Origin of the sequence: Thioclava sp. NG1 (assembly GCF_003122275.1) — a bacterium.
GTDB classification, from domain to species: Bacteria; Pseudomonadota; Alphaproteobacteria; order Rhodobacterales; family Rhodobacteraceae; genus Thioclava; species Thioclava nitratireducens.
The window spans coordinates 1-24,656 of the sequence record NZ_QFBB01000015.1 but is presented as its reverse complement, the minus strand read 5'-3'; the positions used below and the strand labels follow the sequence as shown (position 1 = coordinate 24,656).

Below are 24,656 nucleotides of genomic sequence, written 5' to 3'. Positions count from 1 at the left end.
CTCTCGCCGGTCTCCGTCCTTTATCCTGGCAACCGGCAGCTCTCTCCCGCCTGTGGGTGTTTCGAGATTGGTTGGTGGCAGCGTTCTGAAGGCACAGGGCTCAGGCGGATCGGCACCGCTGTCAGGGCGGCAGACCGGACCCGCGCATGGCCGTGAAGATCGTCTGCAGGTGCCCGCGCATGGCATCCGCGGCGGCGTCAGTCGCGCCCCGTTGAATGCACGCGACCACTTCCTCATGCTGTAGGCTGTGACATTCGGTGAATTCGGCGACACCGAGTTTTCGGTAAGTGACTTCCCATTCGCGCTGCCAGGCCGCATGGCGGCGCGCGCCCGCGAGATAGTCGAGAAGGCCAAGCAGTATGGGATTTCCTGTTACCTCTGCGATACCACGGTGAAAGGCGGCGTCGAGCCGTTCGCAGTCGGTCCGGGTTGCGGCACGGCGGCCCCGGTTGACCAGATCGGAAAGATAGGCGATCTCGACAGGGGTCGCGAGCGCAGCGGCCTCGGCGGCGACGGAGGGCTCGAGGGTCAGGCGCGCCTGCATCAGCTGAAGCGGTGAAGCGCCTTGCACTAGAATGGTCTCGCGCACAGGGTGGCCCGGCGGGCGGGGGCCAAGGAACGTGCCTTGCCCGACATGCCGCCAGAGATCGCCAGCGAGCTCCAGCTCGGCCAAGGCATTGCGCAGCGTCTCACGGCTGCACCCCAACCGACGCGCCAGATCCCGCTCCGGCGGCAGCTGTCCGCCCGGCGCGATGGCGGCCGCCGCGCAATAGTCGCGCAGCGCTTCCACAATCTTTCGAGTTCGCTTCGTGGTCATTTGCACCCCCATACAGACCAATTTGCAGACCAATCCGGCATCATGCAACAGCGGCGCGGTTTGAAGGAGAACGAACATGCTGACAGGTATAATACTCGTGCTGGCCGGCTTGGGCGCCGGTGCGCTCAATGCAATCGCGGGTGGTGGCACCTTTCTGACGTTTCCGGCACTCGTCTGGGCCGGTGTTCCGCCTATCATGGCGAATGCGACCGCGACCTTTGCCGCCCTTCCGGGCTATGTGGGCAGCGCTTGGGCCTATCGCACGGATATCGAGCGCGGCGGGAAGCCTCCTCTCGCCCATCTGTTTGGCACCGCGATCGTCGGGGGGCTCGCTGGCGCTAGTCTGCTGCTGGTCACGCCTGAAGAGCTGTTCTCGGGCGTGGTGCCCTGGCTCTTATTGATGGCGACCTTGGCCTTTGCCACCGGCCCGTCCTTCGTTCGGTATCTCGCGAAGTCCGGGCGCGAAACGCCCAGCCCCACCGCACTTGCTCTTGTGTTCGTGGTCTCGGTCTATGGCGGCTATTTCAACGGTGGCCTCGGCATCATGCTGCTCGCGGCTTTCGGCGTCATCGGCATGACCGACCTGCACCGGATGAACGGGTTGAAGAACTTGATGTCCGCGATCCTGTCGGTGGTCTCGGTCGCGACATATGCCATTGCGGGACTGATCGACTGGGGCAACTTGCTGATCGTCGGCCTGTCCTGCGCCATGGGCGGATACATCGGCGCGGTTCTGGCGCGGCGGGTTAGGAACACGGCCGTGCTGCGCCTGTTCATTATCGCAATCGGCTTGATCATGACCGTTGCCTTCTTTATGCGCCCAGCAGGTTGATCATTTGTCAAACCGGTGAAACTTTCGGCAATAGCTGATGTTGAGGCGTCGCGTTGCTCATTCTGAAGTCACTTGGCCCGGCTGTGGCTCTGACCGGCAAAGAGGTATCGCCCGTTGTCGCCAATGTCCTCAAGTAGATACGCGATGGCAACCTAACGATGGTGGTCAACGACAGCCCACTTAGCAAAGACGCCGATGAGGAGCTCAATAATCTCATCGAAAGGTCCTAAGTATGATAGGCTAGCGGGCCCCCGCGCACTGGTAAGCGCAGAGGCGTATTGATTCCCGACTGTTTTTGTTCTAAATATGATCACATGACCTTTCATCGAGAGTTGGGTTGAAAAGGCCGTTGGGTGTGTCGCAGCCTCAATGGCCTTTACTTTTGCACGGCGCCGAAACAGCGCAGCGCGCGTTCGAAAGCAGGCTGCCGGACTGCGTTTAGAGATGCTGGCGGCGCCCTCGTTGCATGACCACTGCCATGCGCCCTCATATCGTCGTTCAGTTGACTGGTGCGCCGCCTCTGCGCATCTTCGCCTCGATAGCCCGTTTCGTCGTTAGGAGCGCGCGCGAAGCCAGAAAAGATCGAGTCACGAATGCGGTCGATATGAAGAAGTTGCTTCGCGTAGCAGACATTGATGTAAAGCGCAGCAAACGACCGCATTCCGTCCTTCCTGCTCCGGCGCAGTGACGGCCCTGACCCGCCGTTCGTTGGGTGGCCCTCGCCGCGTGGAGCGTCGCCGAACCAGACATTAGTAGCTACATGCAGCATGACATGACCTAGCGGCCAGATCTCTGCGGTGTGGCGGAGCGCACGTTCAGTGTTCGCGTCAAAATGCCCCCTGTCAGCCCAAAGCCGCCTCTCGTATACGTTGTTCGTAATATCTTGAAATTCTGGCAGAATGAGAATCAGAACACATGGCTTTGGCTTGATAAGCGTGCAACACTTTTTTGGCCGGACCTAGCGACATATGAGGGGCGACACAAAAGTAACTTATAACAATTAGGTTTCCAAAATGGTTCTGGAAGATCACATCAGAAAGAAACGGCGGCTCATTCCACCAGTGCGCGCGGCGATGGGCGATAACTACTCGCCGTTCTCATGGTCACTTGAAATCGTCCCTGAATTATTCTGGATTACCTTACTTAATAATGAGCTCGGCCCGGCGAGGGGCATCGAGGTCGCAAGACAGTTAGGAAACGCTGCCGCACAGGTCAGCAAGAAAGACCCTAAGCCACTCTTTGCCACCGTGACATCGTTTTCAGAGTTATCCAAAGATGAGCAGCGAAATCTCTTGGGCATCATTGACGAAGATGTATTGTCAGACTTCCGAGCTGTTTTGGGCAGCCTGTCCGTTATCTGGCCCGAAAACCCTTTTTCCTTCACTAAGCTTCAATCCGATGATGAGCTGCGGACAGCTATAGATCATCTGAGCCCCACCCTTGAGGAAATGTATAACCGTCACAGCCGCGCGGCGACACTGGCGATCTCGACTGCTGTATATCTCGGCTTCGACCAAGATAAGATTAGGGTAGCTGAAGAGGTTTTCGAAAACAACGCGACCGTTTTCACTGATATTAAAGACTATCCAGCAACCGAAGCGTCAAAAAAAGCGGGATCATTCTTTCGCGCCATGGCCCCTATGCTTCTACTTGCAAAAGAAGAGGCGGCCGATATGCCCAACTGGGTCGACGCTTTTTGGGACGGCCTATCGGCGATAGGTGGGTGTTCTGGCGACTATCAAGACATCCCCGAGCTCCCTGATGTCACAGAGGGAATCGAGGGCTTCATCACTGCGTTTACGCACTTCGCACACCATGACTTCAAAGCTCGTGAAAGCGCTTGGGAGATTGATCTTGGCAAGCCTCAAGAAAGACAAGTCATTCTCGCCCTTTTGGCAAGACAAGCTACACTTGCCATTGAGATAGTCTCTAACCCTGGAACCTGGAATCCGAACGCTGCGCCGATAATGCTAAGGGCAATGGCGGATGTGCATATCACGTTCGTCTGGCTAATACAGAACCCTGGGGAACGGGTGCCTTTATATGTTCAGGACGGGCTCGGGTCTATCAAGCTGGAGATAGCGCATCGCAAAGAAGAAATCGAAAAAGGTGGCATAAAGGGCGCAGATCAACAGAAAGCATACATTGAACATCTTGAAAATTGGCTTGAGTCCCAGCAGTTCGAATTCCTTACTGAGGTTAATCTTGGAAGCTGGTCTGGAAAAAATACCCGAGTGATGGCACAAGAAGCAGGTTGTTTAGATTTTTACAATTATGTTTTCCAGCCCTTCAGTGCGGCAGTCCACTCATACTGGTCTCATGTGGGTAGAATAAATGTCGAATTCTGCCAGAACCCTGCGCACAATTTCCATTTACTTCCAGTCATTCCTTCGTTTCAGCCAGACACACATTGGTGCCGAATGGCAGGGAAATACTTATCCAAGACGCTTAGCTCTTTCGATGAGTTTGTCGGCAAGCCAGATTTGCCTGTTAGGTCGTATGGCGTAATCCATGATGCGTTGGCGGGACCTGCCAGCGAGAGCCAGGATGAGAGTTCATCCTAACTGCGTAGCGCGGTCATTCGCCCAAGACGCAGCGAATGACCGCTTACCGCCCCTAGTGTAATTTCGAGCCTCAAGATGAGCTAAGAACACTTAGTGAACACGGTTAGGCCAATCCTTCTGTTAAGCCGAGCGATTTATCGGCTTGTTAGCGTGAGCGGACTACCGAAAATGCCTTGCCGCGTCGAATTCGAACACCTATCCTCGGGACATCCGACTGTGGCAACAACCACGGAACTACGCAGAAAAGCCTTAACGACTTCAACAGCTTAAGACTGAAGCCAAGATAGCTCCGTTCCCTACCGCCGGAGCCAAATCTCTCGCAAGAGACTGATTTCAAAGAGAAAAGCCCAGAGTTCGCTCTGGGCTTTCTTTTTTCCGGCTTCCCCAAGGCACAAACGCGGCACGGACCGACGAAGGCCGCGGCACATGGCTCTGACGACGAACTGCCCGCGATGCTCGGCCGCGAACGCGTATCTCACTTTGCATTCCAGGCGAAATAAGCGGGGACCATTTTTAAGATGTCGCGCTCCTCCGAGACCCGTGCCAGTTCCTTCTTCAGCCGACAGATCTCGGCATCCGTCTCCGCGTCGCTAGCCGACGCTTTCGAGAACTTCTTCTTCCAGGAGCAGAGGGAGCATTGGCTCACACCCAAGCGCTCGGCCACCTCTCTGACCGGGTAGACCCTCTCCGTGATCTGCGCGACGGCATCTTGCTTGAAATCGTCGCACGATCCTGATCATCGGGAAGCAGGCGTATTCCTGAAGACGATCAGAGCCGAAATTTAGCTTTGTGCCGGAAACTTGATACAGACGCGCAGCCCGTCGGAGCCGTCCACGGTCAGCGTCGCATCATGCTGGAACGTCAGGGTCCGGATCAGGCGCCAGCCGAGAGAATTCGACCGTTCCGGACGCTCGGCATCCGACGGCAAGCCGATGCCGTTGTCAGAGACGACCAAGGCGATCCCGCTTTGCAGGTCGCCGGAGACGTCGACGCGAATGGTTCCGCTCTCCCTGCCGGTAAAGGCATATTTGAACGCATTGGTGATGAGCTCTCCGATGATGAGCCCAATGTCGATGGCGAGCTTGCTGTCGAGCATCAGCTCTGCGCAGGTCACCTCGATATTGGCGTCGAGGCTTTCGCCGCTGAACGCACGCTCCGAAGTTCTCGCGACTTCGGCAGCCATCTGCGCGAGATCCACCTTTCCGGTCTCCTTCCCGCGCTGCATCAATTCGTGGGCCTTGGAGAGCGCCCCGACACGGACTTCGAGTTCGGTCAGAACCTGCTGGGTCTCCGGTTGTTGGGCCCGCGACTTGCTCATACGAATGAGCGCGGCGATGAGCGCGAGGTTATTGCCGGTCCGGTGGTGTAGCTCCTGCATCAGCAGGTCGCGTTCGGTGATCCCCTCCGAGAGTTCGCGGTTCTGTTCGCTGAGGGCCGCTGTCGGGTCCTTCATGCTGAGATCGTTTAGCGCTTCTGTCGCCTGATCGATGAGCCGGGCATCCGCCGACAGATTTGCCGACGAGCGGAAAACCGCCTCGATCCGAGTTCCTTCGTGACCGGTCTCGACATCGAAACGCGTTGCGATGCGCTGCACACCGCGAAGCCCCAGCCCCATCCCCGTCGAGGAGGAAGGCGCCCCATCCGGCTGAAGTTTCTCCTTCGGGATGCCGCGCCCCTGGTCGGTCACGAGAAGCCCGAGTGCCGGTTTGCCTTCCACCTCGGTGAGCGAGAAGGTCGCGCGTCCCTTCTGCCCATGTTCGATTGCATTGCGACCGAGTTCGACGACGGCGGTGACGGCCCGTGTGCGCTCGAACGCGCCGAATTGCAGGACGTTGGTGAGCGTCATGGCGACATCGCGCAGCCGGGCCACGTCGGCGCTCTTCTCAAGGGTCACGGTGGTGAGCTTTGCCATGGTCACTGGGCGCCTCCCCGGTTTATGCGCATGACGACGATGCTCGCATCATCGCGCCCGCGGAACGCGCGATCCAGAAGAAATCCGGCGATCAACAGCGGGCTTTTCTTCAGCAATCCGGGCGGAAAATGCGCCTCCCGCAAGGTTTTCAAACCGTCGCTATGCAGGATCACCATGTCCCCCGCCTCCAGTTGCACGGCTTCCTCGTAGCCATGAGTCGCCGCGCCACCGATGCGACCGTCGCGCACCGCCAGCCGCCTGATACCCTTCGCGCCGATCAGCAAGGTCGAGATATTGCCAAGCGCCGCGTAACGTAGCTCCATCTGCGGCTGTGCGACATGCATCAGAGCTACCACCGCCCCGCGTCGACCGACCAGCCGCTCGGTAATCTGGCGCATCAGCTTACCTGGCTCCGACGAAAGCCCGCCCGCGGCGCCTGCAGCTGCGATCACCTCGCTGGCGGCTTCGGCGGCGGCGGGGCCATGCCCAAGGCCGTCGCAGAGCAACACATCGGTCGCCCGCGGGGTCTGCCGGATCTGAAAGTCGTCGCCGCAGGTGTCTTCGTTCGGGTGGCAAACACGCAGCCCCACCGCTTCGACGCCGCAATCAGCACCGCTGCTTTTCCCGCCGAAGGTGCATACGATCGTCGTTCCGGTGTCCGGCGAACTGAAAATGTCGAACGTATCCGAGAGGCGCACGATCGCCCCGAGCCCGAGACCGGCGGAGTCAGTCGAGCTTTCGCCATCTTGGAACATCCGGTCGATATCCGAGATCCCCGGCCCTCGATCCGTGAAGATCATGTTGATGACGTCGGCACCGGGCTGGCGCACAAGTTCGATCAGGGCTCGCCCGCGCTCTGCGTAGCGCAGCATGTTGGTCGCGGCCTCCGTAGCCACGATCGCGAGTTCGCCGACGCGCGTCTCGGGAAGACCGATCGCGACCCCATGGCGCCGCGCGAGCCGCCGAACGACTGCCACGGCACTGCGATCATCAATTTCCACCCACTGGTTCATAGCTTCACGCTCATGGAAACGGTTGTGCCCTTGCCGGGGGCAGAGCGGACCTCGAACCCGTGTGAAAGGCGCTTGGCGCCGCCGAGCCCTCTGCCGAGGCCTCCCGCGGTCGTGTAACCGTCGGACATGGCCAGCGATACGTTTTCGATTCCCGGCCCCTCGTCGCGGCATTCGACGCGCAGATACTCGGAACGGTCGTCGAGATAAATTGAAATCTTGCCGCCGCCTCCGTGCACGATTGCGTTGCGAGTGATTTCGCTCACAGCCGTCGCAAAACGGGTGATCCGCACCGCCGACAGCCCGCGCTCCTTGAGAATTCGAGCGACGGCCTGACGCGCAGCGACCACATCGCGGCTGGTCGCAAGCGTTATCTCCGCGACGGCGGGTCTGCTGGATGTTTCGTTTGGATCAGGCACGCCGCAACTGGGTAAGTGCATGGGTCAGGCTGAGCGCCGTGCGGGTCTCGGGCAGATACATCCCCAGTTCGACCAAGGTCACCGCAACCGCTGGACGCATCCCGACAACGTAGGTTTCCGCGGCCAGCAGCTTGGAAATGCCAGCGAGCTGAGCAATGACGCGCCCGACGAAGGTATCGACGATCTCCAGCGAACTGATGTCGAGGATCACGCCCTTGACGTTTTCCTTGGCGATCCGGTTGGAGAGCGTGTCCTGCAGTTCCACGATTTCCGTATCGGTGACGTCGTCCTGAATGGAGACCAGAAGCGCGTTCTCGACCAGGTTTATGGACGTCACACCCGACACGTCAGGAGACCTCGCTGGTTTTGATGACGTAGCCGACCTTCTGCAATGCATCGGCCAGGGCCGTGCGGATGCTGGACCGGGTGGACACGGTGCCCACGTCGATGCCGAGCTGCACCATGGTCTGCGCGATCATCGGGCTGATGCCGCTGATGATGCATTCCGCGCCCATCAGGCGCACGGCGGCCGCGGCCCGCAAAAGGTGCTGCGCCACCTGCGTATCGACCGTGCCGACACCGGTAATGTCCATGATCACCACCTCGGCCTGCCGCTCGAGAATGGTCTGCAACAGGTTCTCCATGACCTCCTGCGCCCGGGCGGAATCCAGAGTGCCGATCAGCGGCAGCGTGAGGACCCGGTCCCAAAGCTCGACCACCGGGGTCGACAGCTCGAGCATTTCCTGACGCTGACGCTCTATGATCTGGTCGCGCTCGCCGATGAAGATCTCGTTGGTATAGATCGCGAAAGCATCGACGAGACGGGTCACCATCAGCACGTCGCTGATAAGCTTCCCGCTTTCGACATCCGTCATCGCCTCGAGCCGCTTGAACAGCGGAGCTTTGAGGGCGAGCACGAATGTCGCCATCTCGGTCGGCGTGACGCCACGGCCGACGCGCTCCTTGCTGACGTCTGCGAGGACGGCACGCAGGTCTTCCCACTCGTCGTCGTCCAGGCTGAACTCTTGGTTTACGACGCCGGCACGGATACCCTTGGTGAAGGCTTTCAGAAGTTCTTGGTTCTGCGCACGACTCTCGGAGTCGGAGAACAGGTCAGAGCGTTTCACGCCCTCTTTCACCTGAGTGCCAAGCCACTCCTCGACGACACCTGAGAAATCAGTTTCGAGTATGGTCAGGATATTTGCCGTCGCTGTCTGCGGCATGTGCAGGAACTCCCGTTCTTATGAATAAAACAGGTAAGCCAATTAGCTGCGGCAAAGTCAACGCATGGTCTTCAATCTTGCCCCGAGGACAAGCCCCTGATCGTCGACGTCCACGGACACTGCGATCTTGCAAACCGGTCAATGGAACCGACGTCCCTGTCACTCGAAATCGCAAAAGCGAATGCGCCGAACACCGTTCGTGACGAACCGCATCACTCAGCTGAGCCCAGAGAGCCTCTTCACGCGATGCACCATCTCGTCGAAATCAAACGGTTTCAAAAGGACTTCGGCGTCGACCTGAGCCGGCCCTGTCGCGGCCTCTTCGTCATATCCGGTCATGAATATGATTTTCAGGTCTTCGCGGGATTCTTTCGCCCGGGATGCGAGTTCACGACCCGTCATCCCGCCGGGCAAGCCGATATCCGTCAGCAGAACCGACACCCCCGGCTGTTCGTGCAGCAACGCGAGGCCGTCAGCCGCGTTCCCGGCTTCGTAGACAGTGAACCCTGCCTCTTCCAAGGCCTCCACCACGACGAAGCGCACGATGACTTCGTCATCGACCACGAGGATCGAGTGATCGGCGCTCGCGGCCGGAGCCTCTGCCACCGGACGCTGCGCAGTGGGGAACTCGATCGCCGCCGTAGAGCGCGGCAGAAAGATGTTCACTGTCGTCCCCACACCGCAATCGGCTTCGATCGTAGCGCATCCGCCGCTTTGCCGCGCAAACCCATAGACCATCGAGAGGCCCAAGCCGGTGCCTTTACCGCTGGGCTTGGTGGTAAAATAAGGATCGAACGCTTTCGATATCTCTTCTGCGGACATCCCCGTTCCGGTGTCACGCACGGAAAGGCGCAGGTAGTTACCGGGCTGAAGTTCCGAATGTCCATCTTGTATGACTTCGTTGGCCGTGCTGATCGTGATCGTGCCACCGTCGGGCATGGCATCGCGCGAATTGATGCAAAGGTTTAGCAGCGCACTCTCGAGCTGGTTCGGATCGACCATCGCGGGCCAAGGCGCTGCGCTGTGCTCCGTTCTGATCAAGATGTGCGGCCCGATCGTGTGCCGCAACAGGTCCTCCATACCGTGCACCAGCTGGGGAACGTCGGTGGGCTTGGGCATGAGCGACTGCTGACGCGAGAAGGAAAGCAAGCGCTGGGTGACGCCTGCGGCACGTTCGGTCGACGATCGCGCGGCTTCCAGATACCGCAGGATTTCCTCGGGACGCCCGTCTTCAAGGCGCTTCGCGACGAATTCGAGGGATCCCGAAATCGCGGTGAGGAGATTGTTGAAGTCGTGAGCGAGACCGCCGGTCAATTGCCCCACGGCCTCCATTTTCTGGGCCTGCCGGAGTTTCTCCTCCTGCTGCATCAGCTTCGCGGTCTGCTCTTCGACGCGCTGCTCCAGAGTCTCATTCAGCTGAGACAGCGCCGCGGCCGCCTTGTCGCGCTCCTCGAGAATGGCGCGCCGATCATCGAGATCCATCAGAACGCCTGCGAAAATGCGCGGTGTTTGCGATTCCATCCGGCCGTTGGCTTCGACCCAGTGATAGCGCCCGTCGGCCCGCCGGACACGGAACTGATGCGCGTAAGGCGTCGTCTGCTGCGTCGCGCGGTCGATCGCCGCCATCAGACCCGGCTTGTCGTCCTCGTGCACGTTTACGACAATCTGCTCGATGGTCAGGCCTTCGACAGCCCGCGCGGGGTCGAGCCCCATGCTGCGGGAAAAGTCGTCATCGAGGTCGAAGGTTTCGCTGTCGAGATACCAGACCCAAGTGCCCAGGATCGCCCCGGCCGAGAGCGCTCGCGCGACGTGACGCGCGTTCTTTTCCGCGCGCCGCTGGCTTTCGCGTAGCTCGCGCTCCTTCTGTTTGCGATCGGTGATATCGCGAAAGAGAACCGCGACCTGAGCTTTGCTTGCGGGCTCCACCCGCCTCGCAGAGACCTCGATGTGCCGCCCGACCTCAACGAATTCGCGCTCGAACCTCAGAGGCTCCCCGGTTCTGAGCACTTCGCCGTAGATTTTCACCCACTCGTCCCCATCTTGCGGAGCGACATCGAAAACGGTCTTGCCGACAATGCCGTCAATCCCGGTATGCCTCTCGTAACCGGAATTGGCTTCGATATGGACGTAGTCGCTGAGTGGGCCTCTGGGACCGTCGATGAACTGGATGACGCAGAACCCGTCATCGATCAACTCCATCAAGGCCTTGTAGCCAGCGTCAGGAGCAGTTTGGTCCTCGGCGCCGCGTGCTCCCGGCATCAAAGCGTCTTGCGAATTCACTTAATCGGTCCAATGCAGATTGGGTTTTCTGAACGAGCGCAATAGTTAGAGCTTTTCATGAATCTTACAAACAGCATTTGACCCAAATGGGGCAGAAACAAAAGCACGCAAAAACGCCCCGCCAACACTCATCCAGCAGCTAATCTCGCGCGACAAATGTGGGAAGGGCCATTTGGCACGCGTTAACCGACAACGCCCATGATCCCGAGAAGGTGCGGCGCATCAACGCAAATGACAGGTTGCACCGTGCTGGCCGAGGCTAGGGCAATCATCCCCAAGTCAGGCCGGTTGCCCGGTGTCGACGGCAAGGCCAAAATGTCGAAACCCGGTGATAATGCCATTGCGCTGTCCGCATCGCCGGAGAAGATCCGAAGCGCGGTTCGGGCGATGTTCACCGATCCGAGCGACCTGCGTGTCGAAGATGCGCCCCGCTGCCTCGCGCTCAAGCTCTTGCAAGGCGTTGCCCCCGTGATCACCGCAGCTTCGTGGCAATCTCTTCCGGCTTGTGTCGCTTCGTAGCCATTCTGATCCTCCGTTTTTCTAAACATAACGGCGGACCGCTTAATTGGGGGAGGATCAACGGACGCATTCGCGCTGTTCCAAACCGCCTCGCCCATGCGATGCTGACGCCAAGATGCGGATCGCGAGCCTCAACACCCAAAACATGCGCCTGCTACCGAACCGGGAGCTAGGGCGGCTGCATGGGGCTTGGGACAGCGACGACCCCGAGGACCCGCGCCTCGATCCGATCGACCGGCGGTTGACGGCCGATCTGCTCGCCGGGATCGACGCCGATCTGGTCGCGCTGCAAGAGGTGTTCGACCTCGCGACCCTGGAGCACTTCCACGCGCGCTACCTGCTGCCCACCGGCACGCGGCCTTACCCCGAGCGGGTCTGCCTGCCGGGCAATGACGGGCGCGGGCTCGATTTGGCGGTGCTGTCGCGCCGCAAGCTTGGAGCGGTGCGCAGTCATGCCGCGCTGACGCCGGGCGATCTGGGGCTGGAGCTGCCCGAGGGCGTCGATCCCGAGATGCCGATCTTCCGGCGCGATTGCCTGATGGTCGAAGTGGGCGCGCTGACGCTGTTCATCACGCATTTCAAATCGCCCTACCCCGACGAGGCGACCGCCTGGCGCACCCGGCACCTCGAGGCGCTGGCGACGCGGGCGCTGATCGAGAAGCACTTCGACGATCCGGCCGAAGCGCTCTGGCTGATCCTTGGCGATCTCAACGAACCCGACGACTCCGAGCTACCTCTGCCCCGCGCGACGGCACCGCTTGAACATGGGTTCAGCGTGGATCTGATGGCGCGGATACCCCGGCCCGAACGCTGGACCTATTACGACCCGCATTCGGCGCGCTACCATTGCCCCGATGTGCTGCTCGCCTCGCGCGCGCTCGCCGCGCGCTACCCCGATGCGGTGCCGCGTATCTTGCGCAAGGGCTTGGGCACCGAGGCCGCCAGCTATCAGGGCGAGCGCCTGCCCGGCATCGGCCGCCACCGCCCCCATGCAAGCGATCACGCGGCCGTCGCGATCGACCTGCCGGGGCTGTGAGCGCGGCTAGAGCTCGAAGCTCTGATGCAGCTCGGGCATCACCACTTTCGCCGGGTCGAGCCCTTCCGCGAAGGCTTCCATCGACTTTTTCTCGCCATGCACGAGGAAGATTTTTTCCGGGTGGCGGGTGCGGGCCAGCCAGCGTTTCAGATCGCTCTGGTCGGCATGGGCGGAAAAGCCGTTGATCGTGTGGATCTGCGCACGCACCGGGATCTCCTCGCCGAAAAGCTTCACATGTTTCGCCCCGTCCACGATGATCCGCGCGAGCGTCCCTTCGGCGGCGTAACCCACGAAGATCACAGCACTTTCTTGCCGCGCGAGATTGTGGCGCAGGTGGTGGCGCACGCGCCCGCCCGTGCACATCCCCGAACCCGCCATGATCACCGCGCCCGAGCGGATCTCGTTGAGTGCGATCGAATCCTGCGTCTCGCGGGTGAAATGCAGCTCGGGCAGCTGGAACGGGTCGCGCCCCTTGTGGATGATATTGGCCAGTTCCGGGCGCAGCGCCTCGTCATGGCGCGCGAAGATCCGGGTCGCGGAGATCGCCATCGGAGAGTCGAGGAACACCCGCAGCGATTTCTCGATCTCGCCCGAGGCCATCCCCTCGCGCAGGAACCACAGCAACTCCTGCGCGCGCTCCAGCGCGAAGGTCGGGATGATGACATTGCCGCCCCGCCCCGTGGTCGCGCGGATCGCGGCGAGGAATTCCGCGATCGAGGCCTCGAGCCCGCGATGGTCGCGCTCGCCATAGGTGGTTTCCATCACCACGATATCTGCATCCTCCGGCGGGTCGGCATCGTTGAGAAGCGGACGATTGTCGGGGCCCAGATCGCCCGAGAACAGAAGCTTTCGGGTGCGGCCATGCTCGGTCAGGTCAAGCCGGATCGAGGCCGAGCCGAGGATATGGCCCGCGTCGAAAAAGGTCGCCTCGATCCCGTCAAACAGCGATAGCGTCTTGCGATAAGTCGCGTTGCGCCCGAACCGATCGACCGCGTCGAGCGCATCCATCGTGTCGTAAAGCGCCTCACGCGACCCGCCGCGTCGCCCATGGCGGTGATGACGGCGCGCCTCTTCCTCTTGCAGATGCGCCGCGTCGAGCATCACCAGTCGCGCCAGATCGCGCGTGGCCGAGGTCGCGATGATCTCGCCCTTGAAGCCGCGCTTGACCAGAAGCGGGAGCCGCCCGCAGTGATCGAGATGGGCATGGGTCAGCAATACCATGTCGATCTCTGAGGGCTCGAAGCCGAATTTCGCGGCGTTGTCTTCGACCAGTTCCGAGCGGCCCTGGAACATGCCGCAATCGATCAGGATCTTGCGCCCCGCGCATTCGACGAGATGGCAGGAGCCCGTCACCTCATGCGCGGCACCGTGAAATGAAATCTTCATCCTCTCCTCCCATTGGTTCGTCGATATTGCGACCGAACTGCGCGTACCAACGCCCGATATCCTCCCAGATCTCCTCGGCGCTTTCGGCATACCAAAACAGGTCGCGGTCCTCGGGGTCGATCACCCCCTCCTCCACAAGGAAATCCGGATCGAAGACCCGGCTCCAATACTCGCGCCCGACAAGGATCACCGGCAACGGGCGGATCTTGCGGGTCTGGATCAGCGTGAGCGTCTCGAACAGTTCGTCGAGCGTGCCATAGCCGCCCGGAAACACCACGAGCGCCCGCGCGCGCATCAGGAAATGCAGCTTGCGCAGGGCGAAATAGCGGAAGCGGAAACACAGGCCGGGCGTGATGTAGGGGTTGGGGAATTGCTCGTGCGGGAGCGTAATATTGAGCCCCACCGTGCGCGCGCCCGCATCATAGGCGCCGCGATTGGCGGCCTCCATCATCCCCGGCCCGCCGCCGGTGACGATCACCAGCCGGTTGCCATGCGGGCCCTCGCGCGCGCCGACGATCCGGCCGAAGGCGCGGGCGACGTCGTAATAGCGACTTTTCGCGGCGACGCGTCTGGCAATCTCGACGCGTCGCGTCAGCTCGTCATTGCCCGGATCGGCGGCGCTGCGGGCCTCCATCTCGGCCAGCTTCTCATGCGCGGCTTGCGGTTCGGGGATCCGGGTGCCGCCGAAGACCACGATCGAATGGGCGATGCCCTGTTCGCGCAGCAGCGTCTCGGCCTTCTGGTAATCGAGCTGCAGGCGCGCGCCGCGCATGTCGTCGCGGTTGAGGAAATCGACATCCTCATCGGCCTGCAAGTAATTCGGATGCGCCATGATCTCGCGGGTCAGATCGGGGGCGCGGACATCCTCGTGGCTGGGCTTGGGCTCGCACCACGGCAGATCGACCTCGCGCGCCACGTCATCGGCGGGCTGGGGTTTGGCGCGTTCCCCTTCGATTGTCTCCGACATCGGCTCCTCCTCGATTACCGAACCGGCAGGCTTGCGGTGGCAAGCTCCACGATCTCCTCGGTGATTTCGTCCTGCCGCAGGCTGCGCGAGGTTTGGATCAGCTCGGTCAGCGTGTCGGAGGTATTGTCCTGAGCGGCGATCATTGCGCGCATCCGGGCCTTGTCAACGGCGGAGTAAAATCCGGCCACGGTAGCGGCGGGGTGCTCCTGCTGCGGGCGACGGTGAAATCGCTAGGCTGACCCTTCTATCAACCCGGGAGATTTATTGGCTTAATCACCTGTGCGGACTACCGAAAAATTCCCTGCCGCGCCGAATTCGAATATCTAGCCCCGGAACACCCTGATGTAGCAAAAACCACGAGGCCACGCAGACAAACCGCAACGTATTCAATGCTTTAAGCATGAAGGCAAGACCGATCAACTCCTTACCGCCGGCAGCCAAAGTTCTCGCAAGAGATTGATTTCAAAGATCAAAGCCCAGAGTTCGCTCTGGGCTTTCTGTTTTCCGGCTTCCCGTCGCGGCGCGGCGATTTCAGCGTCCTGCTAAAAGTCTGCCGCATCGAGGAAATCGCCGACCAGCCTGTTGAACCGGTCCGGTTTCTCCATGTGAACGTTATGCGCGCAGCCGGGCATCACGGCGAGATCCGCCCCCGGGATGCCGCGCCAGAGCGCTTCGGGCTGCGTCCAGTCATAGGAGCGGTCGCGGCTGCCCCAAAGGACGAGGGTCGGGCTTGCGATCGCGCCAAGAGCGGGCGTGCCATCCCAAGCTTCCCAGGCCGTGAGGCTTGCGAGTGCGGCCTGCTGGCGCGCCTTCTGCCCGAGCGACAGGCAGAGCGGAAATCCCTCCGCCGCCTCTCCCTGCCGGAACCATGTCGCCGCGATCCGCCGCGCGGTCGCGGGCACCCCGTCGCGCAGAAGCCGTTCACGGGATTGCGCGATCGTCTCGAACCGGCCCGGCATCACGCCGCGCGGCCCGGTGCCGTAGAGTATCAGCTTGCGGATGCGCGTGGGGGCCAGCCGGATCATCTCCTGCACGACCATGCCGCCCATCGAATGGCCGAGAAGATCGAAGCGCTCGACCTCGAGCCGGTCGAGAAGTCCGAGCACCATGCGCGCGTGACCTTCGATGCTCTCGGGCGCCTCCAGCGCTGCGCTTGCCCCGAACCCCGCGAGATCGGGACATATGACATCGCGGAACGGGCTGAAATGCGCAAGCTGCGCGTTCCACATTGCGCTGCCGCCGAGATAGCCGTGCACGAGGACGAGGGGCGGCCCGTTGCCTGCCCGGGTGAAGGACAATTCCGGCATCCCTGCCTCCCTTCTCCGTCCGCGCTCCGCGTCAGCCCTGGACCTGCGCCGGACGCAGGTCGAAATGTTCCTCGGGGAAGAACTTGGAGAGCCGGATATCGGCGGACCGCGCATGCCCCTCCATCCCTTCGAGCCGCGAGATTCGTGCCGTCGCCTCCGCGAGCGGTCGGGCCGCCTCGCGAGTGGCGCGCTGCCAGGTGATCGTCTTCATGAACTTGTGCACCGAGAGCCCGCCAGTGTAGCGCGCGGCCCCAGAGGTCGGCAGCACATGATTGGGGCCCGATGTCTTGTCACCGAAGGCTACGGTCGTCTCTTCGCCGAGAAACAGCGAGCCGTAGGATTTCAGCCGGGCCAGCCACCAGTCGAGATCCCGACACTGCACGTGCAGATGCTCGGGCGCGAGTTGATCGGCGAACCGCGCCATCTCCTCGGCGCCGTCGCACAGGATGACTTCCGCGAAATCCGCCCAGGACGCTTTCGCGCTGTGGCGATTGAGTTCCGGCAGGGTCTCTATCAGCTCCGGCACGAGGCGCATGACCTGATCGGCCAGAGCGCGATCGGAGGTGACGAGCCAGACGGGCGAGTTGTAGCCATGCTCCGCCTGCCCCACCAGATCATAGGCGACCATCTCGGGATCCGCCGTGGCATCGGCGATCACCATGCTGTCGGTGGGGCCAGCGAACATGTCGATGCCGATCTGGCCGAAGAGGATCCGCTTGGCCTCAGCGACATATTGGTTGCCGGGTCCGACGAGGATATCCGCCTTGGGCAGGCCGAACAGACCATTGGCCATCGCGGCCACCCCCTGCACGCCGCCCATCGAAAGGATCACGTCGGCGCCGCACAGGTCCATCGCGTAGAGGATCGCGGGCGGGATGCCGAGACCGGGCCGCGGCGGCGAACAGGCGGTGATGTGGGGCACGCCCGCGACCTTGGCAGTGGTGATCGTCATGATCGCGCTGGCAACGTGGCTGTAGCGCCCGCCGGGCACGTAGCAACCGGTGGCCGAGACCGGGATCTGCTTCTGCCCGGCGGTCAGGCCCGGAAGTATCTCGATCGTGCAATCGGTGACCGTCGCGCGCTGCGCCTCGGCGAAGCGGCGCACGTTGTTATGGGCAAACTGGATATCGGCCTTGAGCTGCTCGGGCACGGCGGCGCTGGCGGCGGCGCGCTGCTCCGGGGTGACGACGATCTCGCCGGTCCATTTGTCGAGTTCTCTTGCATAGTGACGCGCCGCGTCCTCGCCGCCGGCCGCGATCTTCGCCAGCATCTTCGAGACGATGTCATGCACGCCTTCCTGATCCGCCTCGGCTGTCCGGACGGCTTTCTTCAAGTAGATCATGGTGGTTCTTCCCGTTACATTCTGCCCTTCCAGGGCACGAGGCGACGCTCGACGAAGCGCATCAAGAGATCGAAAGCGAAGGCGATCGCGGCGATCACGAAGATCCCCATGATCACGACCGGTGTCTGCAGGAACTGGCTGGCGGAGAGCACCATGTAGCCAAGCCCCTTGGTCGAGGCGACCATCTCCGCGGCGACCAGCGTGGTCCAGCCGAAGCCGACCCCGATCCGCATCGCCGTCAGGATCTCCGGCATCGCGGAGGGCATGATGACATGGCGCATCACCTGCCAGCGTGTCGCACCGAAGGAATAGGCGGCGTGGATCTGCTCGATCGCGGCGGATTTCACGCCAGAGCGCGCCCCCAGCACGACCGGCGCGAAGACCGACAGGAAGATCAGCAGGACCTTGGAGGTCTCGCCGATGCCGAACCAGATGATCATCAGCGGCAGGTAGGCGAGCGGCGGAATCGGCCGGTAGAACTCGATCGGCGGGTCGAAAATGCCGCGCATGATCGGGCTCATCCCCATCGCGAGTCCCAACGGAATCCCGATCACGCAAGCCAGCAGGAAGGCGCCGAAGACTCGCACGGTCGAAATCACTACGTGATCGAGAAACGAGGTGCCAGTATAGCCGTCGCTCCAGACCGAGAGAAACTTCGACACGATCGCCATCGGCGAGGGCACGAAGAGCGGCTTCACCCAGCCCATGAAGGTCACGAGCCACCAGACGAAGAAGAAAAACAGGATCGAGCCAATCGAGAGCCACAGCGTATTGCCCTGCCCCGGGACGCCGTAGGTCTGACCGGGCTTGGTCGCGCGCGAGCGGGAAATCCGCGCCCACAGTCCGGGCGGTTTCGTCGGGGTTTGAGTTGTTTGCTCCGTCATGCCGCGGCCTCTTCGTCGGCGAAGATGATCTTCAGGACTTCTTCGCGAAGTTCGATGAATTTCGGGGAGGCCTTCACCTGTCGGGCGGGCATCCCATCGAGAAACTGCCGCGAGAACGGCAGGTCGAATACGTGGGTGATCCGCCCCGGGCGCGGCGACATGACCACCAGCTTGGTGCCCATGAACAGGGCTTCCTCCACGCTATGCGTGATGAAGAAGACCGATTTATGGGTGTCGTTCCAGATGTTCAGGATCAGTTCCTGCGCCTTTTCGCGGGTCAGCGCGTCGAGCGCGCCCAGCGGCTCGTCCATCAGCAGAACGCGCGGATCGCAGGTAAGCGCGCGGGCGATGCCGACGCGCTGCTGCATCCCGCCGGAAAGCGAGTACACCGGCGCGCCCTGAAACCCGTCGAGCCCGAGCATGCTCAGGAACCTGTTGGCGACCTTCTTGCGCTCGGCCTCGGCGACGCCCTGAATCTGCAGGCCGAAAGCCACGTTGTCCAAAACGTTCAGCCACGGCAGGAGCGCGTGTTTCTGAAACACCACCGCGCGGTCCGCGCCCGGGCCGGAGACCTGCTCGCCATCGAGCATCAGCGCCCCCGAGGACGGCGACAGAAACCCCGCGATCAGGTTGAGAAGCGTGGATTTCCCACACCCCGATGCGCCGAGCGCCACGACGAATTCATCGTCCTCGATTGTCAGGTTGATCCGGCTCAAGGCCTCGACGGGCGGGCGACCATCCGCCGCTGGATAGACGACCGATACGTCCTCGACATTTAATCCCACGTCGCTGCTCCCTCTCGGTTTCTTGGTCCTGCCCGGATCGTATACCCGGGCAGGAAAGACTGTTTCACTTCAGGGCGTCTTCGGCGATCTTCGTATTCACGAAGGCCGAGTAATCGTCGGCGACACTGTCGATGCGGCCCGCGGATTTCAGGAATTCCGCGGTCGATTTCATGATGTTCGCGGCATTGCCAAGCCAGGTGTCGCTGACCTGTTCGGACAGCGGCACGAAGGTGTAGCCCTTGAGAATGCCGGGGATCTGGTCGGCGCCCGCGCCGGTCACGCTGGCGATCTCCTTGACCTTCTCGTTATCGGGCGTCCAGGCCGAGGGATCGTCCAGATAGGCCTTGTTCGCCGCGTTCATCGCCTTGGCGAAGGCCACCATTTCCTTCTCGTGGGACTCGGCGAACTTGGTGTTCACGGTCCATGCGTTGAAGGTCGGATAGCCCCATTTCGCGGTTTGGGCGGCGCTCACGATACGGCTGCCGGTCTCGAGGATATTTGTCTGCACCGGCGGCCAGATGAAAGCGGCGTCGATCGTGCCCTGATCCCATGCGGCGGCGATCTGGTCCGGCGGCATCGAGATGATGGTCAGATCGGATTCCTTCATCCCGGCATGGGAAATCGCGCCCATCAGCGAGTAATGCGCGGTGGAGCCCACCGGCACCGCGACGCGCTTGCCCTTCAGATCTTCCAGCGATTTGATGCCCGAGCCGTTATGCGCGATCAGGCTCTCGGAATCGCCGATCGCGTAGGACACCATGAACATTTGCAGGTCGACGCCCTGGCTCGCGGCGATCGCCAGCGGCGAGGAGCCAAGTTCCGCGACCTCGACATCACCCGAGGCCATGGCTGCGATCACGTCGGTGCCCGAGTTGAACACCCGCCATTCGATCGTCCAGCCGGTGGCCTTCTCGAAAGCCTTTTCGGCGCGCGCGGCGTTCATCGGGGTCGGATCGCTGAACGTCCCGATCGTCATCGTCTCGGCCCAGAGCGCGGACGTCGAGAGCGTCAGCGCGGCCGCCGCCGTCATCATCATCTTGTTGAATTTGTTCATGTCAGAACCTCCGTTGGTAACATTGCGAGATGTATCTCTCGCTTTGATGGTTATCGCGTTCCACTATCGCTGTGCCCCTCCGCCGGTGCGGTCGCAAAGGCGACGATAGCACTGACCAGCTCGTCGAGCGTGTCAAATACGTCCGCCCGGGGACAGACTGCCTCCGGAATAAGCGAAAATTCGGTGCAGGCGATCATCTGCACAGTTGCGCCGCGCTCGAACAACGCGCTCGAGGCGGCCGCCAGTTTTTCGCGCGCGCCCGGTTGCGGGCCGTCCGCCTTGATCTGGCGGATCGCAGCCAGAAGATCGTCTTCCGCCTCGCTGTAGCGCAGGTCCAGCCCGTGTCGCGCTGCGGCTGAATCGAAGAGTTTCACCTTGCGCAGCGCGGGTGAGCCAAGAACGCCGACCCTACCACCCTGCCCGGCCAAGCGTGCGGCCCGGGCAACCGACAGCTCCACCATGTCGAGCACCGGCACGTCGACCGCCGCGCGGATCGCGGGCAGGTAGTGATGCGCGGTGTTGCAGGGGATCGCGAGAGCCTGCGCCCCGCCTGCCACCAGCCGGCGCGCCATGTCGGCGAGACCCGGGCCCGGATCTTCGCCCGTACCTTCGATCAGGTGGCGGATACGCGAGGGGACCTGCGGGTTCTGATCCACGATCAGCGGCACATGATCGGCATCGTCGCGCGCCGTCACGCTGGCCAGAACCTTCTGCATAACCAGGATCGTCGCCTCCGGTCCCATGCCGCCCAGAATTCCGACCCGCCGCATCATGCGCTCACCCTGGCGCGGACGCTCTCGACTGCATCGACGATGTGACCTGCGAGATGCGCGCAATCCTCGAGGCTGAACGTCAGCGGCAGGCGCATATCGAAGAGGCTAGCGAGAACCGCATCGGTCTGGGGCAGCTCCTGCGCGGCGACGTAGCGCCAGCTGCGATGATCGGAGGTGAAGCCCCGGGGCTGATCGGCCCCGAACCATTTCACCTCGCCCCCCGCCTCCGCAAGCCGCGCGATCAGGACCTCGGCCTCGGAAGGCGCAAGGCCGGGCACCCGAAACTGGATCGAGGAGCCGACATAGAATTCCGCCTTCGGTCGACGCGGCAGGCAGATCGCGGGCGAGCGCGTCAGCCCATCGGCCACCAGATCGTAGCGCGCGTTCCACGCGGCAACACTCTGTTCCAGCTGGCGAAGCTGCGGGCGCAGGATCGCCGCGCGCAGATTGTCCATCCGGGCGGACATGTTGGGCGTCTCCAGCCGGATCTTGTCGTAGATCTCGGGCGCGGGCCCTGCCCCATGGCTCTCGTAGTTCATGTAGGAGCCCGACAGGACCGTCGCGCGCGCCATGAATTCGGCGTCATCCGAGGTCAGCAAGCCTCCCTCGCCGGAATTCATGTGCTTGTAGGTCTGGGTGCTGAAACACCCCGCCAGCCCGAAAGAGCCGGACAACCGACCGTTCCACCGCGCCCCCATCGTGTGGGCGCAATCCTCGATCACGGTCAGCCCATGCGCCGTCGCGATCTCCATCAGACGGTCCATGTCGCACAGGTGACCGCGCATATGCGACAGCAGAAGGTGCCGCGCACCGCTTTGCGCAGCCCTCGTCGCCAGCGCTTCGAGGTCGAGCACCAGATCCTCGGTGATCTCGACCAGAACCGGGACGCCCCCCACCGCCGCGATCGCGCCCGGCACCGGGGCGAGCGTGAAGGCGTTGGTCAGCACGCGATCGCCCGGCATCACCCCCGCGGCGCGCAGGGCGATCTGCATCGCCTGTCCGCCCGAAGCCACCGCGAGGCAATAGCGCGCGCCCTGCCATTGCGCGTATTCGCGCTCCAGCTCCACCACCTCGCTCGCCTCGCCGGGTGCATGGTTGTAGCGATGCAGCCGCCCCGAGCGCATCACCGCCACGGCCGCCTCGATCCCCTCCTCGGGGATCGGGGGCTGCTGGGTGAAGCTCTTGGAGAAGCGCGGCCGGATCATGATCTCAGGCCACCACGAGGGCTTTGTTGGCCTCGGCAAAGACGGTCTCGTAGCCGAACAGCGCCGCGGCGCCGCCGGTATGCAGGAAGACCACGCGCTCGCCTTTCTTGAAATGCCCCTTGCGGCAATAGTCGATCAGCCCGGCCGCGCCCTTGCCGGAATAGACCGGATCGAGAAGGATCCCTTCGAGCTGCGCGAACATGCGGATCGCCTCCAGCGTATCCTCTCGCGGGATGCCGTAGCCCTCGCCGACATAGCTGCAATCGGCCACCACGTCCGCGCGGGCCACCACACCGGGGCAGCCCAGCTTCTCGGCGGTCTTCTGCGCCAACGCGAAGACATTGGCCTCCTGCTTGTCCTTCGGCGCGCGCACCCCGAACCCCGTCAGCGGGATCCCGGCATTGATCGCCTTGAGTCCGGTGATCAGCCCGGCCTGCGTGCCCGCCGAGCCGGTCGCCGTCGCGATATGGTCGATCACCAGCCCGCGGTCATTCGCCTGCCCGACCAGTTCGAAGGCGCAGTTCACATAGCCGAGCGCGCCGGTCGCGTTGGAGCCACCGCCGGGAATGACGTAGACCGTCCGGCCCTCGCCGCGCAGCTTCTCGGCGACCGCCTCCATCTCGGCCTGCATGTCCTTGCCGCCCGCCCGTTTCGACGTCGTCGCCCCATGCAGATGGTCGAGAAGCACGTTGCCGTTCTCGTTGTAATTGGCGTCGTTCGAGCCGGTGCGATCCTCAAGCAGGATATGGCAGGCCATCCCAAGCTTCGCCGCAGCCGCCGCCGTCTGGCGTGCGTGGTTCGACTGGGTCGCGCCCTGGGTCATCACGGTATCGGCGCCCATCGCCTGCGCCTCGGCCATCAGAAATTCCAGCTTGCGCGTCTTGTTGCCTCCGGTCGACAGGCCCGTGCAGTCGTCCCGCTTTATCCAGATTTCCGGCCCGCCCAGCTCTTTCGAGAGGCGATCAAGCTTTTCGAGAGGGGTCGGCAGATGCGCCAGGTGAACGCGGGGAAAGCGAGCGAGATGCATATGGAGTTCCTTGGGTAACTTGTCTGTATCGAGCGTTGCGCAGATCAATCCCCTATGCAAATTCGAAATTCTTGATATGTTTTGCACTTCTTGCAAGTTAGGGGCGATATGCGACTGGAATGGCTCGAAGACATCCTCGCGATCGAGGATACGGGATCTTTCAGCGGCGCAGCCGAGCGCAGGATGCTCACGCAATCCGCATTCTCGCGCCGAATTAAGCAGATCGAGGATTTCGTCGGCGTCGAATTGTTCGACCGCTCGCACAAGCCGATCCGTCTCAAGCCGACGACGCGGGCACAGCGAGAGCAAATCATGCAGCTGTCGAACGGGCTGCGTCAGCTCGTCGCCGATCTGCGGCGCGGCGACAGCGTGGCAAGCAACCGCGTGGTGATCGCCTGCCAGCACTCGCTGACCACCGGGCATATACCATCGATCCTGCGCAAGATGCCGACAGAGCGCGAGGGGATATATGTCCGCCTACGCTCGGCCAATCTCGACGCCTGCACGGGGCTACTGCTCTCGCGGCAGGCCAATGTCGCGATCGTCTACCGCACGCCGGACGAAAGAGACGACGCCCGTGCCGATTTTCTCGAGGAGATCACGATCGGCACCGACCGGCTGATCCCGGTCTTCAACTCCAGCCTGCCGAAAGCCGCGCCCGAGGGCGCCGGTCCCGTCGAGACGCCTTACATCGCCTACCCCTCGGACGTTTTCTTCGGCCAAGTGATGGAGCGCAGTATCCTGCCCTATCTCAGCCCGGCGATCCGCTATGCGCCCAAGGTCGAGACGGCACTGACGCTGGCGGCGGTCGAGATGGCGGTGATCGGCATGGGGGTCGCGTGGGTCCCGGAATCGCTCGCGCTGGAGCCGATCACGGCGGGACATCTGGTCGATCTCTCCACGGAACTTCCGGTCTGCGAATTGCAAATCAAGGCGATGCGCCTGCAAGGCAATTACAACCTCGCGGAAGAGACTTTCTGGTCGTCGCTCAGGTCTTGAAAGCCGGTCGTCGCTCAGGCGCCAAATTGCCCGGAACTTGCCGCCGAAATCCATGAAGTGCGGTCGCAACCTCGATCGTGGCAGACGAGGATCGAGAAGCACGGAGTCGGTCTGTGACGCGGTTAGATAGAAATATTCATCATATTGATAGGAATCAAAGTTCGCTCTCTTCTCCTGTGATTTTCTCTGATCGACGCGGGTTCCATGCGTCATCAAAGTGGAGGAAGATGAAATGCGTAATCCATTGTTCACGGGCAAATCTCGCGTCTCGCTCGTCGCTCTTGCAGCGGCGCTGGGAGTCGCGATCGCATGGCA

At 62.1% G+C, this 24,656-nt stretch carries 24 protein-coding genes and 1 pseudogene; 5 read left to right on the top strand and 20 right to left on the bottom strand.

All coding sequences use genetic code 11. The features are described 5' to 3' along the window. Positions 1-121: 121 nt before the first annotated feature. Positions 122-817 (bottom strand): FadR/GntR family transcriptional regulator, encoded by a 696-nt coding sequence (locus tag DEM26_RS19375; RefSeq protein ID WP_088726302.1) that lies wholly within the window; start codon positions 815-817, stop codon positions 122-124. Between the two features lie 76 nt (positions 818-893). Between DEM26_RS19375 and DEM26_RS19370 the strand changes: the two genes are divergently transcribed. Beyond that, positions 894-1,649, top strand: coding sequence for a sulfite exporter TauE/SafE family protein (locus tag DEM26_RS19370; RefSeq protein ID WP_109173204.1), 756 nt, complete (start codon positions 894-896; stop codon positions 1,647-1,649). A gap of 376 nt (positions 1,650-2,025) precedes the next feature. Here the strand turns inward: DEM26_RS19370 and DEM26_RS19365 are convergent, their stop codons facing one another. Then, on the bottom strand, positions 2,026-2,310 hold the full coding sequence (locus DEM26_RS19365; protein ID WP_088726300.1) for a hypothetical protein: 285 nt from the start codon (positions 2,308-2,310) through the stop codon (positions 2,026-2,028). 352 nt (positions 2,311-2,662) lie between these two features. Here DEM26_RS19365 and DEM26_RS19360 point away from each other — a divergent pair, with 352 nt between their 5' ends. After that, complete coding sequence (locus DEM26_RS19360) at positions 2,663-4,213, top strand: DUF5677 domain-containing protein (protein WP_146194497.1); 1,551 nt, start codon at positions 2,663-2,665, stop codon at positions 4,211-4,213. Between the two features lie 410 nt (positions 4,214-4,623). Here DEM26_RS19360 and DEM26_RS19355 read toward each other — a convergent pair. The 7 genes and pseudogenes from DEM26_RS19355 to DEM26_RS19325 all read right to left on the bottom strand — a co-directional run. Next, positions 4,624-4,907, bottom strand: a pseudogene (locus tag DEM26_RS19355) (transposase); the annotation flags it as partial. A gap of 87 nt (positions 4,908-4,994) precedes the next feature. Next, complete coding sequence (locus DEM26_RS19350) at positions 4,995-6,125, bottom strand: ATP-binding protein (protein WP_088724965.1); 1,131 nt, start codon at positions 6,123-6,125, stop codon at positions 4,995-4,997. A 2-nt stretch (positions 6,126-6,127) separates the two neighbouring features. Further along, a complete protein-coding gene (locus tag DEM26_RS19345; RefSeq protein ID WP_088726694.1) occupies positions 6,128-7,138 on the bottom strand; it encodes an ATP-binding SpoIIE family protein phosphatase in 1,011 nt (336 codons plus the stop codon). After that, positions 7,135-7,554 carry an ATP-binding protein gene (locus DEM26_RS19340; protein ID WP_233243229.1) on the bottom strand — a complete coding sequence of 140 codons (420 nt, stop codon included), beginning with the start codon at positions 7,552-7,554 and terminating at the stop codon, positions 7,135-7,137. Before DEM26_RS19340 ends, DEM26_RS19345 begins: the two co-directional genes overlap by 4 nt. Next, entirely contained in the window at positions 7,547-7,891 is a 345-nt protein-coding gene (locus tag DEM26_RS19335; RefSeq protein ID WP_232621759.1) for an STAS domain-containing protein, read from the bottom strand. The genes DEM26_RS19340 and DEM26_RS19335 overlap by 8 nt, the downstream gene beginning before the upstream one ends. A 10-nt stretch (positions 7,892-7,901) precedes the next feature. Beyond that, complete coding sequence (locus DEM26_RS19330; protein WP_088724967.1) at positions 7,902-8,777, bottom strand: STAS domain-containing protein; 876 nt, start codon at positions 8,775-8,777, stop codon at positions 7,902-7,904. Between the two features lie 216 nt (positions 8,778-8,993). Continuing rightward, positions 8,994-11,036, bottom strand: coding sequence for an ATP-binding protein (locus DEM26_RS19325; RefSeq protein WP_088726695.1), 2,043 nt, complete (start codon positions 11,034-11,036; stop codon positions 8,994-8,996). A 267-nt stretch (positions 11,037-11,303) separates the two neighbouring features. Here DEM26_RS19325 and DEM26_RS20750 point away from each other — a divergent pair, with 267 nt between their 5' ends. Both DEM26_RS20750 and DEM26_RS19315 read left to right on the top strand, forming a co-directional pair. Next, positions 11,304-11,576, top strand: a complete 273-nt coding sequence (locus DEM26_RS20750; RefSeq protein WP_233243227.1) for a hypothetical protein — start codon at positions 11,304-11,306, stop codon at positions 11,574-11,576. A 115-nt stretch (positions 11,577-11,691) separates the two neighbouring features. Then, entirely contained in the window at positions 11,692-12,612 is a 921-nt protein-coding gene (locus tag DEM26_RS19315) for an endonuclease/exonuclease/phosphatase family protein (RefSeq protein WP_109173200.1), read from the top strand. Positions 12,613-12,618: 6 nt separating this feature from the next. Here DEM26_RS19315 and DEM26_RS19310 read toward each other — a convergent pair whose 3' ends face one another. The 11 genes from DEM26_RS19310 to DEM26_RS19260 form a co-directional block, all read right to left on the bottom strand. Further along, complete coding sequence (locus tag DEM26_RS19310; protein ID WP_109173199.1) at positions 12,619-13,998, bottom strand: MBL fold metallo-hydrolase RNA specificity domain-containing protein; 1,380 nt, start codon at positions 13,996-13,998, stop codon at positions 12,619-12,621. Further along, positions 13,967-14,965, bottom strand: a complete 999-nt coding sequence (locus DEM26_RS19305) for an LOG family protein (protein ID WP_109173198.1) — start codon at positions 14,963-14,965, stop codon at positions 13,967-13,969. Before DEM26_RS19305 ends, DEM26_RS19310 begins: the two co-directional genes overlap by 32 nt. A gap of 14 nt (positions 14,966-14,979) precedes the next feature. Next, complete coding sequence (locus tag DEM26_RS19300) at positions 14,980-15,108, bottom strand: F0F1 ATP synthase subunit gamma (protein ID WP_199224715.1); 129 nt, start codon at positions 15,106-15,108, stop codon at positions 14,980-14,982. 399 nt (positions 15,109-15,507) lie between these two features. Next, positions 15,508-16,272: an alpha/beta fold hydrolase gene (locus DEM26_RS19295; RefSeq protein WP_109173197.1), complete on the bottom strand. Its 765-nt coding sequence runs from the start codon at positions 16,270-16,272 to the stop codon at positions 15,508-15,510. 31 nt (positions 16,273-16,303) lie between these two features. Continuing rightward, positions 16,304-17,614, bottom strand: a complete 1,311-nt coding sequence (gene hisD, locus DEM26_RS19290; protein WP_088726698.1) for a histidinol dehydrogenase — start codon at positions 17,612-17,614, stop codon at positions 16,304-16,306. A gap of 14 nt (positions 17,615-17,628) precedes the next feature. Further along, entirely contained in the window at positions 17,629-18,498 is an 870-nt protein-coding gene (locus tag DEM26_RS19285) for an ABC transporter permease subunit (protein WP_088721650.1), read from the bottom strand. Further along, complete coding sequence (locus tag DEM26_RS19280; RefSeq protein ID WP_075774704.1) at positions 18,495-19,283, bottom strand: taurine ABC transporter ATP-binding protein; 789 nt, start codon at positions 19,281-19,283, stop codon at positions 18,495-18,497. The genes DEM26_RS19285 and DEM26_RS19280 overlap by 4 nt, the downstream gene beginning before the upstream one ends. A gap of 64 nt (positions 19,284-19,347) precedes the next feature. Then, positions 19,348-20,337 carry a taurine ABC transporter substrate-binding protein gene (tauA, locus tag DEM26_RS19275; RefSeq protein WP_088718750.1) on the bottom strand — a complete coding sequence of 330 codons (990 nt, stop codon included), beginning with the start codon at positions 20,335-20,337 and terminating at the stop codon, positions 19,348-19,350. 50 nt (positions 20,338-20,387) lie between these two features. Next, positions 20,388-21,110, bottom strand: coding sequence for an aspartate/glutamate racemase family protein (locus tag DEM26_RS19270; protein WP_088726700.1), 723 nt, complete (start codon positions 21,108-21,110; stop codon positions 20,388-20,390). Beyond that, complete coding sequence (locus DEM26_RS19265; protein WP_109173196.1) at positions 21,107-22,315, bottom strand: DegT/DnrJ/EryC1/StrS family aminotransferase; 1,209 nt, start codon at positions 22,313-22,315, stop codon at positions 21,107-21,109. The genes DEM26_RS19270 and DEM26_RS19265 overlap by 4 nt, the downstream gene beginning before the upstream one ends. 4 nt (positions 22,316-22,319) lie before the next feature. Then, positions 22,320-23,342, bottom strand: a complete 1,023-nt coding sequence (locus DEM26_RS19260) for a D-cysteine desulfhydrase (protein WP_109173195.1) — start codon at positions 23,340-23,342, stop codon at positions 22,320-22,322. A gap of 108 nt (positions 23,343-23,450) precedes the next feature. Between DEM26_RS19260 and DEM26_RS19255 the strand changes: the two genes are divergently transcribed. Next, on the top strand, positions 23,451-24,341 hold the full coding sequence (locus DEM26_RS19255) for a LysR family transcriptional regulator (RefSeq protein WP_088718754.1): 891 nt from the start codon (positions 23,451-23,453) through the stop codon (positions 24,339-24,341). Positions 24,342-24,656: the final 315 nt, after the last annotated feature.

Bases quoted from the DNA above. Each gene is read 5' to 3' on its own strand.
- DEM26_RS19370 (WP_109173204.1), top strand. From the start codon at position 894: ATGCTGACAGGTATAATACTCGTGCTGGCCGGCTTGGGCGCCGGTGCG.
- DEM26_RS19315 (WP_109173200.1), top strand. From the start codon at position 11,692: ATGCGGATCGCGAGCCTCAACACCCAAAACATGCGCCTGCTACCGAAC.
- DEM26_RS19325 (WP_088726695.1), bottom strand. From the start codon at position 11,036: ATGCCGGGAGCACGCGGCGCCGAGGACCAAACTGCTCCTGACGCTGGC.
- DEM26_RS19260 (WP_109173195.1), bottom strand. From the start codon at position 23,342: ATGCATCTCGCTCGCTTTCCCCGCGTTCACCTGGCGCATCTGCCGACC.
- DEM26_RS19310 (WP_109173199.1), bottom strand. From the start codon at position 13,998: ATGAAGATTTCATTTCACGGTGCCGCGCATGAGGTGACGGGCTCCTGC.
- DEM26_RS19345 (WP_088726694.1), bottom strand. From the start codon at position 7,138: ATGAACCAGTGGGTGGAAATTGATGATCGCAGTGCCGTGGCAGTCGTT.
- hisD (WP_088726698.1), bottom strand. From the start codon at position 17,614: ATGATCTACTTGAAGAAAGCCGTCCGGACAGCCGAGGCGGATCAGGAA.
- DEM26_RS19285 (WP_088721650.1), bottom strand. From the start codon at position 18,498: ATGACGGAGCAAACAACTCAAACCCCGACGAAACCGCCCGGACTGTGG.
- DEM26_RS19360 (WP_146194497.1), top strand. From the start codon at position 2,663: ATGGTTCTGGAAGATCACATCAGAAAGAAACGGCGGCTCATTCCACCA.
- DEM26_RS19365 (WP_088726300.1), bottom strand. From the start codon at position 2,310: ATGCGGTCGTTTGCTGCGCTTTACATCAATGTCTGCTACGCGAAGCAA.
- DEM26_RS19375 (WP_088726302.1), bottom strand. From the start codon at position 817: ATGACCACGAAGCGAACTCGAAAGATTGTGGAAGCGCTGCGCGACTAT.
- DEM26_RS19255 (WP_088718754.1), top strand. From the start codon at position 23,451: ATGCGACTGGAATGGCTCGAAGACATCCTCGCGATCGAGGATACGGGA.
- DEM26_RS19270 (WP_088726700.1), bottom strand. From the start codon at position 21,110: ATGATGCGGCGGGTCGGAATTCTGGGCGGCATGGGACCGGAGGCGACG.
- DEM26_RS19300 (WP_199224715.1), bottom strand. From the start codon at position 15,108: ATGATCGCCGCTCAGGACAATACCTCCGACACGCTGACCGAGCTGATC.
- DEM26_RS19330 (WP_088724967.1), bottom strand. From the start codon at position 8,777: ATGCCGCAGACAGCGACGGCAAATATCCTGACCATACTCGAAACTGAT.
- DEM26_RS19305 (WP_109173198.1), bottom strand. From the start codon at position 14,965: ATGTCGGAGACAATCGAAGGGGAACGCGCCAAACCCCAGCCCGCCGAT.
- DEM26_RS19295 (WP_109173197.1), bottom strand. From the start codon at position 16,272: ATGCCGGAATTGTCCTTCACCCGGGCAGGCAACGGGCCGCCCCTCGTC.
- DEM26_RS19265 (WP_109173196.1), bottom strand. From the start codon at position 22,315: ATGATCCGGCCGCGCTTCTCCAAGAGCTTCACCCAGCAGCCCCCGATC.
- tauA (WP_088718750.1), bottom strand. From the start codon at position 20,337: ATGAACAAATTCAACAAGATGATGATGACGGCGGCGGCCGCGCTGACG.
- DEM26_RS19350 (WP_088724965.1), bottom strand. From the start codon at position 6,125: ATGGCAAAGCTCACCACCGTGACCCTTGAGAAGAGCGCCGACGTGGCC.